The organism is Sporosarcina sp. PTS2304 (genome assembly GCF_003351785.1).
Classification (GTDB): domain Bacteria; phylum Bacillota; class Bacilli; order Bacillales_A; family Planococcaceae; genus Sporosarcina.
Genome location: NZ_CP031230.1, coordinates 283,684 through 297,097, shown reverse-complemented (window position 1 = coordinate 297,097; position 13,414 = coordinate 283,684). Strand labels below are relative to the sequence as shown.

The window sequence follows — 13,414 nt, the reverse complement described above, 5'->3', positions numbered from 1 at the left end:
TCACTCCCTCATATTATAAAAGCGGATATAAAATTTCCAATTTCTTTATAAACTCTTCATACGCACCCTTACAATTTTGCTCGATTTTTTGAATATTACTATTCACTAACGTATTAACCATTACTTTAGTAAATTTCTTCTTTTTGTTTAAAGATAAGCGATACATAAAATTATCAGATTCAATATCTATACCTAGCATTCTCACTTTATAACAACTAGGAAAATTATCGCCAAATGATTGGTTATACGTTTCTTCATTAGATGTTTCATGTAATATTCCGTTAAATGATATCAACTCTAATCGAAAATACTCTTTTATATTTTCATCAAAGACATTTAAAATCTCTAAATTACTATTCAACACATCTAATTGACGCATTCTAAATTGAATACTTTTATCACTAATAATCATATAAAAATTGTTTTCCATTTTAATAATAGCTAACTTATTCATTTCTGAAACTTGTGTTTCAAGTTTATTAAATGGAATATTAGAAATAATGCGATCTATTTCCTTATTCTCAAAGAAATTAAATTTATGACTAATTGTTATTTTTACTTCTTTAAGTTCCATAGACCAACCCGCCTTTGTATGTAGCATTATTATATTTACTAGCGACTTTAAAATTCATCAGAAAATCTATTTATCACGTTTGCTCTACTACTAGTATACTAAAATGTATAAGGTTAAACTAGACTATTCTAACTATTGTGTACCCTAAATTAAGCAATGGGAATCCAATCAAAAATAAATTCTCCTTAATTTTTCTGTATTCTTACAAGTTTCTTCTCATTTAAACTCTGCACATTGTGAAATCGTTTCTTGCCAGTCTTCCGTCACTCTCACAATATCCTCTTCCACAAGCGGTGCTCCAATCTGCACCTCAATAAACTCCGTCTCGGTCTCAGCATACAGCGCATGCCTCGCACCGGCTGGAATTTGCAACACATCACCTGCATGGACTAATCTCTGCACACCATCTAACACAAAAATTGCTAATCCCGAAATAATCGTCCATGTTTCCTCTCGATGATTATGATATTGATAGCTCAAGTTTTTGCCTTGATGAACACATAAACGCTTCGTCAAAATTTCACGGTTCTCTTTTTTCGTCACATCTAGCACACGATACCAACCCCATCGTCGCTCTTCATACATCGGTCGTGAAAATAATCCATCAAGCAACATATCTTTCATACGCGAACTAGCTGGCTTGTCCGTCACTAAAATCCCATCTGCACTTACCGCAACTACTGCATTTGAAACACCAAGCACTTTCACTGGCAACACCAGCTCATTGACGATATGTGTATTAACACAATCATCACTTACCGCACCATTGCCGACAATTTCGCTTGACATCTCTTCCGTCAACGTATTCCATGTCCCTAAATCTTTCCAGTACCCATCATACGTTAATGCCACAATCTTAGACAGCTTCTCCACAACTTCATAGTCAAAACTATTTTTAGGTAATGAAGAGAACTTCTCCAGCAATACATCATATTCAACAGAAAAACCTTTTTCCACAAGTAAATTAAGTATTAAAGACAAAGGAAAAGCAAATACCCCGCTATTCCAATAGGCTCCTTCTTGCTCAATTAACTCTTCAGCAGCTTCTTCCGTTGGCTTCTCCACAAAACGACCGACTTCCATATACTCTGCATTACGCTTTGGCAGCAAATACCCGTATTTCGAAGAAGGGTACGTTGGCTTCACACCAAGTAAGCCCATCTCTGCTCCAGTCTCCACCACAAGCTCTCCTAACTCGCTCACTCGTTCATAAAATACTGGATCCACAAATGAATCGACCGACACAACACTAACTACTTCATCACGTGCAATTCCTAGCTTCGAGTACAAATAGACACACGCAAGCGCAATCGCTGGAAACGTATCTCGTCGCTCTGGTTCCACTACAATCGGAATCGAACCAATTTGACTACGCAGCATATCTGTTTGTGCCGCATTCGTAGCGACAATCATATCTTCTTTAGAAACGACCGAAGCCAACTGTCGAAACACACGTTGCAACATCGATTCAAATTCGTCTGTTTCTTCATTTTTCAACACTTTTAAAAACTGCTTCGCACGCGAGTCATTCGACAATGGCCATAGACGTGTTCCGGAACCACCGGATAGCAGAATTAGTTTCATTAGATTCACCTCAACTCTTTAATCTGTACTATACGAAAGCAATACTGGTCGTAGTTCACGCATGGTAAAACGATAGTGTGACAGCTCACTTTCACAGTTTTCAATTAGCTGCGCATTATATTGCGCATCAAGATAATTAGGATACAACTGTAATGCTCGGAGAAGCGCTTCTTTAGCTTTTTCTTGCAAACCATTCACACTATATAAAACACCTGCATTATTTAATGACGAACCATGTTCAGGATTAATTGTTAATATGTCTTCATATAACTCTAACGCTTTGCCATACTCCTTATGTTCGACGTGACAAATTGAACGTAAGAAACTGTACGTTATATAGTATGTAGATGTCTTTTCAACTACTAATTCATTTAATAATTCCAAACACTCGCTCCACTCTTTATAACGAAGTAAAAAGTCAGCATAATCTAGTATATTTTCTAGTGGTGAGTAATCTCTACTAAATAATTTCTCTTTAATTATTTCTAGTCCGTATTGATTTAAAATAACTTTCTCTGCTTCATGGGAAGTACCCATACTAGAAGTGATATTACTACTATGTCTTCGTATAAATGAAAGGGGTTCATCTATATATTCAATTATATGATTATTCCCGAGTAAGCGTGTCCATAAATCAACATCTTCTACATATTTAATAGATGTATTAAAACCATTCATTTCTATAATAGCTGACTTTTTTACTAATACACCTGATGGGGATATGATAGTATTTCTTTTAATTATATTGCAAAATCCCTCATTACCAGTAAATTTTTCACCCCGTAAAACAGTAGAAATAATAGTAGACTGTTCATCTATTTGCTGATAAGCCGAATAAACCGCAGATATTTCGTTATGTTTTCCGGACTTTCTTATTTCTTTAATATATATTTCTATTAATCTTGAAGAACATTCATCATCCGCATCCATAAATAGTAACCACTCACTATTAGACTTTGAAATTCCAATATTCCTAGCAGCAGAAGCACCTTTATTATCTTGTTTAATTATTTTTAAAGCTTTATGATCTTTCATTAATTCTTTTACAATTTCATATGTACTATCTGTACTACCATCATCAATTACTATTATTTCTTTAACGGGATATGTTTGATTTTTAATACTCGCAATCGCTAATTCAATAAAATCTTCTGCATTATAAGCAGGCATAACTACTGTCACATCATATCTAATGATACAAATCTCCCCATTCTTCATAGAACACTAAACAAATTAACCGCCTTTCTTCACAGAATCATTTACTATACGGATAGATAAAGTGGAGACCTTCTTTAATGTGTAAATCTTTTAAGTGAATAGCAATCGTTTCGTATGCATGGTACGGTGAAATAAGTAACTTCATACTTTCACGTTTAACAATTTCTTCTGGTGAATATACAGGGTACCCAGAGACAACAGTTCCTTGTTTATTCTTATCACTATCTATAAATCCTTTAAAGCTAGGCTTAAATTCACTTAATGCATGCAAAACACTTCGTCCTGCTTCACCTGCTCCCCAAATCCAGAAATCCTGATTACTATCGGAAGTAATAAACTCCCTACACGTATTCAAATTTACTTTATCGTAAAAGTACGTACTCTCTAGGAATAGTTCCTCAGAGTAATAGATTGGTTTCTTATTTCTAACCTTAGTAACTTCATTAAAGAACGAATACAGTTCTTCGGTGTATTGTTTATGTACAGCTGGATCTCCGATACTCCCCCAAGCATTCTTTCCATGACGACGATAATATGCTAACGGACTAAAAATAGTAGCGATTTTTGTGTCTAAGGCTGCTAATAGCATTAATCGAGTATCTGAGAAAAGCTTAGTTCTTTCATCTTCTACTAACGGAAGAACATTTTTTAAAAAGCTTCTTCTAAAAGAAAGCCCACTCGTTATGGAAAAGTGATGAAATAAATTTTTTGTAGCATAAATCGATTCAATTGGGTTTTCATTATATTTTAGGATTGGTTCAATTACTCCAGTAGGCTTTCCTTCAGCATCAACAGTCTTCAGAGGATGTTGAATCGCTTCAATTGTAGAATCTTTTGTAAATATACAAACGACTTCCTCTATTTTATTATTCATAAAGAAATCATCGCTATCTAACAGTAAAATTACATCTCCTGTTGATAATTCAAAAGCTTTATTTATTGCATTCATTTGATTTATATTCGGCGTCTTCCCATGATTTTCATGAGCTATTATTTGAATTTGTTCTTTATATTCTTCCATTATACTGATTGATTCATCTGTAGAACCATCATCATAAACAATCATTTCGACATCAGGATACGTTTGGTCAATAACAGATTCAATACAGACTTTTAAAAATCGGCCGTAATTATAATTATTAATTAATACAGAAGCTTTCATAGAAACACCACTTTTATAGTAATATTATTGTTGTTTTTTTAAAAAATGAACTATAAATGATTCACTTTTTCCGGAGCCATATACTACCACCATTAGAAATACCGTCTATTTCCTCGACAAATAAATCTTTATGATTCTCTTCTAAATAGTGATTCCATAATTCAATTTCGAACATATCATTGTATTGTAAAAATGCTCGGAGTATATAAGCTTCATTCCAAAAACGCCCTTCATACACCCACTTTTCTGGATATTCGAACGGATAGAAAATATCATGAATATGAACTTTCACTCCTTTTTTTAGCATTGGTAATATTTCAAATAAAATATAATTTACATCACTACCAATTTTGCTGACATGTGAACTATCTATAAATAAAATATCGTCTTTTTCCAGTGCAGAAAAAATATTTTTATCTACATCTTGAATTTTCTGTTCATGAATTATTACATTTTTATAATCTTTAGAATCTAGTAGCGACTTTAATCTTTCTGGATACGGTTCTATAAAGGTTAGTGCTAAATCGTCTATATTAAAAAGTTCTTTCACATCTAACATTAGCGCAGATGTAAATCCAGATCCTATTTCAATAATCCGAGTAGGCTTATCAAACAAAATCATCGAATAAAGAACTGTTGCATCTAATAAATCAAAATAATTATTATTTAAATAAAAACGAGTAAACTGTTTACTAGAATAATTCTTTTGAAAGTCTACTATATATGGACCAAGTTGTTTAAATAACTGAATTTGCTTAGCACTATTTAATTGTATTTCATTGAGATTTGTAGGCAGGTTTTCAAAATAGTGATTTTGTTTAATTTCAGCTACATCAGGGATTGGAGAATAAAAATGGCCTGGTTGAAAATATTGGTTTTTCCCAAACAAGCTATTAAATTGATTGATTGATTGAAAATCTTCACCTTCTGCATATCCCATCTCCGTCAGTTGTGAAGAGATTTCTATCCAATACATTGAGGTAACGAGTATAAATAGTTTTTCATTCTTTATTGAATCTAACGCAACTGGCTGGGTAATTCTTCTGTCACAAAAGTCTGTCCCCCATCTTGTCGGGTCATTATCCCAAAATGCGTCTACAGGCAGAAATGGATATGCATCTAAAAGATTGATTGCTGCTTCTCCAGCTCCGAAAAGAACTATTTTGTTATTTTTAAGAGAAGAAATAAATTCCCTTTTATCCATTCATATTCCTCTTTTCTTATTGAATCGTAATATTTTAGTAAATATTTTTCACATTACTTACCTTTTCCTATAAAATTATTGCATAGCTTTACGATTATTTTACGAATAATAGATTCAATCACTAATAATACAATTAAAAGCACGCTACTTTTCCATAAGTATGAATATTCTTTTTGCCATTAACGAACTTGATAGTAATGTTCGTTTTCCACAAAACTCATTGCATTTAATTGTTCACTAATTTCTTTAAAATACATACTACATACAAGAATTGTTAGTTTGCTTTTTAGTTCATTTTGTAGTACTGTAGGCGATTTAATACAATAATTATTAAATTTTTCTGTATACCTTTGTGGATTGTTATCGATTACATAAGCAATATCAGCATCAGTGTATTCTATAAAAGACTTTGCCAATTCACCGGCACCAAAAACCACATTTTTAGTTTTAAGCATTCTTTTTTTCAAACTAGGTGCTAAAAAATCAGGTCTACCAAATACAGTTTTATTACTATACTCTATATACTTACTCTTCAATGGATGTTTTGAGTGTATATGCCAAGGTTTAGTGTCGCTTGTATAATGGATGATAAAAGGATTTAAGAGATTACTTTCATTCATATCGTCAAAATGCCTTTTTTGCGCATTCCATCTATAATCTAATTCAAACCATTCACCTTGTACTACACCGTTAATGGCATCTTGATCCCAGAATTTCAAAAGATTATTATTTTCTTTAATATAATCAATAATCTTTTCTGTTAAATTATTTTCATTCCACTTAGTAATATCTATTAAAAGAACACCAGCATTAAAATATCTTTTATTTTTAATATCAAGTTCTGTTACTCTTTCGGAACCATAAGGATCTGAAACAGCCGCTAATGTTGCACCTTTTATATCAATCACACTCATGTCATTAATATCTTTTGTAACAATCAAATCACAATCTAAGTATATAGCTCTTTCAACAGTCTTAGGTAATATTGTTGGAGCCACTATTCGAAAATAGGATGTATGATTAATATGATGGCTTACATAAAAATCAGTAAATAATGACTTGTTTATAGTTAAAAAATCAATAGCTGCATTATATTTAGTAGATATATCATCTAATATTTTACGGTTAGTTACACTAACACCAGCATCTAATAAAAAAAAGTGTATTTTATCGGGCGTTCTTGTATTTTCTAAAACAGATGTCATCATCACTGCAGCGTGTGGAATATATCCATCATCACTGGCAAGTATTATATTTATACAGTCATTCATAACCTTATCTCCCTTATATAAAACCTGGAAATATACCCTTAAGGATATTAAAGCACAACGTAGTAGTCAATTAACGGTTTATAATTTTGTTCTTTAAGTGTTTTAATGATTTCATTTTGTCCATACGATGAAGCTACGCAAATTTTATACCCTTTAAAATTTCTAGGTTGTTCTATAGCTATCCCTTCAATACTTTTCCCCGCTTTAGTTTTGTCAGAATCAAAGAAAATAGATGGCTTTATCCCATAAATTTGATGAATATAATTTAAAGTATCTTTCCCATTTTTTCCTGCTCCCCATATGATAAGCGGTCTTTTATCATTAATTAAAAAACTATTTCTTTCTACAGATTTTATATTCAACTTAATATCATCTATTTTATCCCAATTTGAAGATGTTGTTGATACTCCAGATATTCTTACTTTGACAAGAATTTCATTTATTTTATAAAATTTCATACCAGCTTTGTTCATTTCATAATATAGTAAATAATCTTCACCTTGTTTTAAATCACAAGAATATCCTACTGATAACACACTATCTTTTCTCGCCATCATAGCACTATTTATAATGATACAATTCCAATATAATTCTTCTGATATTTCATCAACAGATAAGTATTGATTAACATACTTTTCATGTACTTCTTCATAAAATTTATATCTAGCTGATTCACTAACGCTTTTATTGTCGGGAAAGTATTGAACAAATGTATCTATCAAATCAATAGTCGGATTGTCATTTAAAAAACTAATTTGTTTTTCAAATCTTGTTGGCATACTTAAATCATCTACATCTACTTTAGCTATGTATTCACCTCTAGCTAAAGATAAAGCATAATGACTTGCAAAACCCACACCTCTATTAGAATCTAAACGAAATAGCTTGATTCGTTTATCGTTATACTTTTTTAATTTCTCCCAAGTACTATCAGTCGAACCATCATCAATAATTATCCACTCAAAATCTTTAAATGTTTGTGAAATTATACTTTCAAACATTTCATCAATGAAATCTTCACCATTAAATATCGTGGTTAATACGCTTAACTTAATCATCAATAAACTCCTCAGCTTCAAAACTTTAGTGCAACTACTTTAATCTTTAATATTGTAAGATTTATATACTCCCGATTTACAAGGCTTGCTTACATAGTTGACAGCTTTCTATCAAAAGACTATTAACTGAGTCAATAGTTGTAGACTTTATTATATTGTAATTATTTGAAGCAACCTCTGATAAATTATCTATAATTATTTCCAGTACTTTAAAATAATAATGTTTCGATAAATTTCAACAAATTAAAACAGATTCATTGACTGATAATTTCACGCCAACTTAAACAAGGTATTTTCCTATTTTCCCCTAAGAGTAATGCTAGTTGCGCATCAATGTCCTTGTCATGATTACCCTGGAAACCATATAGCACCAAATCCACTGAATTTAAATTTTCAATAAGCCATTTTGGTGAGAAAACTTCGCTATTATTCATTACAATTCCTTGTCTGTTAATATCGTTATCTAAATATCCAACAACTTTAATGTCATATGCTTGGAGATCAGTAGCTATCAATACTGCCATTTCACCACTTCCAAAAATCGCAACTGAATTTACTTGTTTAGACTTTAATATAGCACCTATGGATTTCTTATGATGTATAATCATTTCCACCCATTTCATCAAGTAATATTCATTATTATGTAAAGCTGGTGGACCGTAATTTATTTCATTGCCTGGAAAGTGTTGATGTAGTATTTGGTTTGTTTCACTTTTAGTTATATGCATAGTATCTATATGACTAGATAAACCTCCTAGCCGAAAGTTTGTTAAAACTCGTTCAATATGTAGAATATCTTCTTCATAATTCAAGAAAAGTTTGGATATCAAATCAAAATCAGCAGCAATTCTATACTGTAAATCAAATCCACCATACTCTTTTATAACATTTCTTTTCAATAATGTTGCCGGATGGGGTGGCATAAAACCTTTTTTCATTTCATCAATACTTATTTCACGACTATACCTGTCAACAAACCCTGTTTCTTCGTTAAGTATAAAAATATCACCGTAAATTCCGATCGGATACTCGTGACTTACGATAAAATCACTACATTTCTCCATAACATCCGTTTTATAAAAATAATCATCCGAATTTAAAAATATAATATACTCACCAGTAGCAAGCTCTACCCCCTTATTAAACGCATCATACACGCCACGATCCTTCTCAGAAACCACTACATCTATCCGATCGCGATACTTCTCAACAATGTCCATCGTTCCATCCGTAGAAGCACCATCGACAATAATATATTCAATATTTTCATACGTTTGACTTAACACACTTTGAATCGTTTGCTCGATTGTATCTTCGCTATTATAACAAGCCGTAATAATAGTGATTTTCGGTCCAGCCAGTTTCATTTCCCCACCTCATTTTTCACATACCACGCATATGTATCACGTAAGCCGTCTTCAAAATCAATTCCATAGCGCCAACCCAAACTAGCAAGCTTACTAACATCTGTCAGCTTCCGTGGCGTTCCATCTGGCTTTGTCGTATCAAAAACCAGTTCGCCTTCATATCCAACTACCTCACATAACTTTTCAGCAAGCGCTTTAATTGTAATTTCAAGACCTGTACCGATATTAACGAATTCGCCAAGATCTTCGGCTTCATAACGGCTCATCAAATACACACAAGCAGCCGCTAAATCATCAATATGTAAAAATTCACGTAAAGGAGATCCTGTGCCTAAAATCGTTACAGTTGGTTCTTCTTGTACTTTTGCTTTGTGAATTTTACGCATTAATGCTGGTAATACATGAGACGTTTGCAAATCAAAATTATCATTCGGTCCGTATAAGTTCGTCGGCATGACACTCATGAAATTCGTTCCATATTGTTTGTTATAGGCTGCACATAATTTAATCCCAGCGATTTTCGCAAGTGCATATGGCTCATTCGTTGGCTCGAGTTCACCAGTGAGTAAGTATGATTCTTTCAGTGGCTGTGGAGCTAATTTTGGATAGATGCACGTACTGCCTAAAAACAGTAGCTTCTGCACACCGTAACGTCTTGCAGCATCGATTACATTCGATTGAATCATTAAATTATCATATAAAAAATCACCAGGATACGTAGCATTCGCTAAAATACCTCCCACTTTAGCTGCGGCTAGAAATACAACCTCTGGAAGTTCTTTTTTAAAGAAATCATTTACTTCTTGTTGCGACCTTAAATCGAGTTCGCTACTCGTTCGTGTAAGTAAATTCGTATAGCCGTCTGTATGTAATTTACGAAGAATTGCTGAACCTACGAGGCCACGATGACCTGCTACATATATGTTCGATTTCTTTTCCATTGTACACACCTTTTTCTACAGTTCTCTACTTTATATCGGCCAAAATAAAAAGAACTGAATAGGTCAGTTCTTTTACTAGAAAAACACTTCCTAAATTTATAGACAAGTAACAAATATCTTTCTAATCACTTCGCTAGAATCTACCTAAATAAATTCATCAGTATAATCTTCTAATTTCTTCACACAGTCAAACTCTATTATATCTCTACTAAATTTAATTTTAGCGTATGGATAAGGCGGAAAATACATTGCTCTAATAAACCTAGAAGCAAAATCATAAGTACATGTTTTAGCTTCAATCATACCATCGAATGGTAAATCTCTTGAATAGTACGAACCATCGTGTTTACTTTGTAAATACCCTTGGTAGTTTTTTTTAACTAGACCGAAAGCCAAATTAAAATTCTGCACGAATCGAGTGATTAATTTATGATATAAAGAATAGGCGGTATCATCCTTATTTATTGCAACTTTCTCTTGCAATATTATTCGTCCAGTGTCAACTCCATTATCAATATAATGAAAAGTTATGCCTGTTTCTACTTCGCCATTTAATAGTGCCCACACACTTGAAAAGCAACCTTTATATTTAGGCAATAAAGAGGGATGTAGATTAAATGCTTTATAATTTACTATTTGTAAAATTTCTGCACTGATTATATTTCTATAGTAGACTGATATCAATAAATTTGGATTAAAATCTTTCACTTCACAAATAGAACGATTTATATTATTATATGAAAAGCTAATATTTAGGCTTTTTATTAGATTAATGAACTCCATATTATCTTTTGTATCATATGTATATACAAAGAGATTACTTTTATTCACTTCATCATTCCGCAAGAGTTCAAGTAAACATTCTTTTCCTGCTCTACCAAAACCACAAAATACTATTCTCACTAGATATTCTCCATTCTATTTATTGAACATATTAGACATTGAATTTACGAATGATAAGCTTAGTGTTTCCTGAAATACACTTAACACATTATTTTAAATACAACAACATAATTCTATGTTGTACTATAGAGTATTAAACAGTTTTTGGTGAAAATCTAACAATCTTTATTTAAAGAAAATCTATTGGATAATCATATCCTCATCCACCATCATCTTCACCATCTCTTCAAAGCTCGTCTTACGTTTCCACCCCAACTTCTCTATAGCTTTAGCTGGATTCCCTAATAGTAAATCCACTTCGGTCGGTCGGAAAAACGCTGGATTAACCGCTACAATAACTCGTCCTGTTGCAATATCAATACCCTTTTCATCTATACCAGTGCCCTGCCACTCGATGTTCACATCAACTTCCGCAAAAGCCTTTTCTACAAATTCCCGAACAGTCCGCGTCTCTCCTGTCGCAATGACGTAGTCTTCAGGTTCGTCTTGTTGAAGCATCAACCACATCGCTTCTACATAATCCCCTGCATACCCCCAGTCACGCTTAGAGTCTAAATTCCCCAAATACAAACAGTCTTGCAATCCTTTTTTTATACGCGCTGCAGCAATCGTAATTTTCCGCGTAACAAATGTCTCACCACGTAAAGGAGATTCATGATTGAATAAGATCCCATTACACGCATACAGACCATATGCTTCACGGTAATTTACTGTTATCCAGTACGCATACATCTTTGCTACCGCATAAGGACTACGCGGATAAAATGGCGTTGTTTCGCTCTGAGGTGTTTCTTGTACTTTGCCATACAGCTCACTCGTTGAGGCTTGATAGATCTTTGTCTTTTTCTCTAAACCAAGGATTCGAATTGCTTCAAGTAGACGAAGTGTACCAATTCCATCCGCATTCGCTGTATATTCAGGCGTTTCAAATGATACATGTACATGACTTTGTGCTGCTAAATTATACACTTCATCCGGTTGGATTTCTGATAATAATCGAATCACGTTTGAAGAATCCGTCATATCACCATGATGCAATGTCAACCGTTCATGATCTATGATTTCTTCAATTCGATCAAACTTTTCTATCGAAGAACGACGAATTAACCCGTGAACTTCATAACCTTTTTTTAATAACAGACGGGATAGATACGCTCCGTCTTGTCCGGTGATACCAGTGATTAGTGCTGATTTCATAAATGCTTCATCTACCTTTTAAATTTTTCAAAAAAAAGTTTAGGGTTATTAAAATACTCATTAGACTGCTCAATTTCTTCTACTTCCCAATTCCACCACTGAACACGTTCTAATACTTCAATCTCTTCTGGATTAAAGCGATACTTTATTATTTTTGCAGGGACTCCTACTACAATTGCATATGCTGGAATATCTTTTGTTACAACTGCACCAGCTCCAATCACTGCCCCATTATGAATAGTTACACCTGGTAGAATAATTGCATTTGCTCCTATCCATACATCATTTTTTATATATATACCTTCATTATTTTCATGATCAAAAATATTAAGAACTTTTTCTTTTCCATAGATTCCAGGTATACCCTCATATCCAAGAATTTCTTCTTCCGGCGTATAAAGTATTGGATGTGTAGTTATTAAGTTTGTTGGATGATTAACTTCTCCTATTTTCACAGATGAATTAATAGAACAAAATGCTCCAATTTCTCTTAACAAAGATCCATTAAAACAATGATTTGCATATCCATAAGTATATTTACCCACAGGAATGCCATTTACAAAACGATTTGTAGTAGTTGTTTCATCTATATTTGTTATTAAAAAAGGAACTACTATAAAATCTTTTTTGTGTACATATCCAAATTCTTTTAACTGTTGCGAAATTTCTTTATGAAAACTACTTGCAATTAGGATATATAATTCTTCACTAGAATATTCTTTACTTAATACATTAGCATCGTATACTTCTTTACCGTAAAATATTCTTGGTTTATTATTTTTTATATTTTCAACAAAAAATTCTACTTGTTGTAAAAGTGTGCCTAATTGAATAACTGTTTTTATCGCAGCATCACCTGTACCAAAAATAACTAACCTTCTAGTTTCCGCACATTCTACAATGTTTTTGTGAAGTTCAAATTGTGATTTTAGTAT

The 13,414-nt window shown here is 32.7% G+C and carries 11 protein-coding genes and 1 pseudogene; all 12 read right to left on the bottom strand.

Going from position 1 to position 13,414, the window contains the following annotated elements; all coding sequences use genetic code 11:
* Nucleotides 1–13 precede the first annotated feature (13 nt).
* Complete coding sequence (locus DV702_RS01215) at nucleotides 14–574, bottom strand: hypothetical protein (protein ID WP_114923070.1); 561 nt, start codon at nucleotides 572–574, stop codon at nucleotides 14–16.
* Nucleotides 575–790: 216 nt separating this feature from the next.
* Entirely contained in the window at nucleotides 791–2,158 is a 1,368-nt protein-coding gene (locus DV702_RS01210; protein WP_114923069.1) for a sugar phosphate nucleotidyltransferase, read from the bottom strand.
* 18 nt (nucleotides 2,159–2,176) lie between these two features.
* On the bottom strand, nucleotides 2,177–3,328 hold the full coding sequence (locus tag DV702_RS01205; RefSeq protein WP_162805688.1) for a glycosyltransferase: 1,152 nt from the start codon (nucleotides 3,326–3,328) through the stop codon (nucleotides 2,177–2,179).
* An 85-nt stretch (nucleotides 3,329–3,413) separates the two neighbouring features.
* Nucleotides 3,414–4,538, bottom strand: coding sequence for a glycosyltransferase (locus DV702_RS01200; protein ID WP_114923067.1), 1,125 nt, complete (start codon nucleotides 4,536–4,538; stop codon nucleotides 3,414–3,416).
* Between the two features lie 61 nt (nucleotides 4,539–4,599).
* Entirely contained in the window at nucleotides 4,600–5,742 is a 1,143-nt protein-coding gene (locus tag DV702_RS01195; RefSeq protein ID WP_114923066.1) for a class I SAM-dependent methyltransferase, read from the bottom strand.
* A 179-nt stretch (nucleotides 5,743–5,921) separates the two neighbouring features.
* Nucleotides 5,922–7,013 (bottom strand): glycosyltransferase family 8 protein, encoded by a 1,092-nt coding sequence (locus tag DV702_RS01190; RefSeq protein WP_114923065.1) that lies wholly within the window; start codon nucleotides 7,011–7,013, stop codon nucleotides 5,922–5,924.
* Nucleotides 7,014–7,060: 47 nt separating this feature from the next.
* Complete coding sequence (locus DV702_RS01185; RefSeq protein ID WP_114923064.1) at nucleotides 7,061–8,071, bottom strand: glycosyltransferase; 1,011 nt, start codon at nucleotides 8,069–8,071, stop codon at nucleotides 7,061–7,063.
* 254 nt (nucleotides 8,072–8,325) lie between these two features.
* Nucleotides 8,326–9,438, bottom strand: a complete 1,113-nt coding sequence (locus DV702_RS01180) for a glycosyltransferase family 2 protein (RefSeq protein WP_114923063.1) — start codon at nucleotides 9,436–9,438, stop codon at nucleotides 8,326–8,328.
* A complete protein-coding gene (locus tag DV702_RS01175; RefSeq protein WP_114923062.1) occupies nucleotides 9,435–10,379 on the bottom strand; it encodes a GDP-L-fucose synthase family protein in 945 nt (314 codons plus the stop codon). The genes DV702_RS01180 and DV702_RS01175 overlap by 4 nt, the downstream gene beginning before the upstream one ends.
* Nucleotides 10,380–10,523: 144 nt before the next feature.
* Nucleotides 10,524–11,282 carry a formyl transferase gene (locus tag DV702_RS01170; RefSeq protein ID WP_114923061.1) on the bottom strand — a complete coding sequence of 253 codons (759 nt, stop codon included), beginning with the start codon at nucleotides 11,280–11,282 and terminating at the stop codon, nucleotides 10,524–10,526.
* A 180-nt stretch (nucleotides 11,283–11,462) separates the two neighbouring features.
* Nucleotides 11,463–12,479, bottom strand: a complete 1,017-nt coding sequence (gene gmd / locus DV702_RS01165; RefSeq protein WP_114923060.1) for a GDP-mannose 4,6-dehydratase — start codon at nucleotides 12,477–12,479, stop codon at nucleotides 11,463–11,465.
* A 133-nt stretch (nucleotides 12,480–12,612) separates the two neighbouring features.
* Nucleotides 12,613–12,772 (bottom strand): annotated as a pseudogene (locus DV702_RS17300) (DapH/DapD/GlmU-related protein); the annotation flags it as partial.
* Nucleotides 12,773–13,414 lie beyond the last annotated feature (642 nt).

What these genes read in the sequence shown, in the direction of transcription:
- DV702_RS01210 (WP_114923069.1), bottom strand. Translation starts at nt 2,158, where the DNA reads ATGAAACTAATTCTGCTATCCGGTGGTTCCGGAACACGTCTATGGCCA.
- DV702_RS01195 (WP_114923066.1), bottom strand. Translation starts at nt 5,742, where the DNA reads ATGGATAAAAGGGAATTTATTTCTTCTCTTAAAAATAACAAAATAGTT.
- gmd (WP_114923060.1), bottom strand. Translation starts at nt 12,479, where the DNA reads ATGAAATCAGCACTAATCACTGGTATCACCGGACAAGACGGAGCGTAT.
- DV702_RS01200 (WP_114923067.1), bottom strand. Translation starts at nt 4,538, where the DNA reads ATGAAAGCTTCTGTATTAATTAATAATTATAATTACGGCCGATTTTTA.
- DV702_RS01215 (WP_114923070.1), bottom strand. Translation starts at nt 574, where the DNA reads ATGGAACTTAAAGAAGTAAAAATAACAATTAGTCATAAATTTAATTTC.
- DV702_RS01205 (WP_162805688.1), bottom strand. Translation starts at nt 3,328, where the DNA reads ATGCCTGCTTATAATGCAGAAGATTTTATTGAATTAGCGATTGCGAGT.
- DV702_RS01175 (WP_114923062.1), bottom strand. Translation starts at nt 10,379, where the DNA reads ATGGAAAAGAAATCGAACATATATGTAGCAGGTCATCGTGGCCTCGTA.
- DV702_RS01185 (WP_114923064.1), bottom strand. Translation starts at nt 8,071, where the DNA reads ATGATTAAGTTAAGCGTATTAACCACGATATTTAATGGTGAAGATTTC.
- DV702_RS01180 (WP_114923063.1), bottom strand. Translation starts at nt 9,438, where the DNA reads ATGAAACTGGCTGGACCGAAAATCACTATTATTACGGCTTGTTATAAT.
- DV702_RS01190 (WP_114923065.1), bottom strand. Translation starts at nt 7,013, where the DNA reads ATGAATGACTGTATAAATATAATACTTGCCAGTGATGATGGATATATT.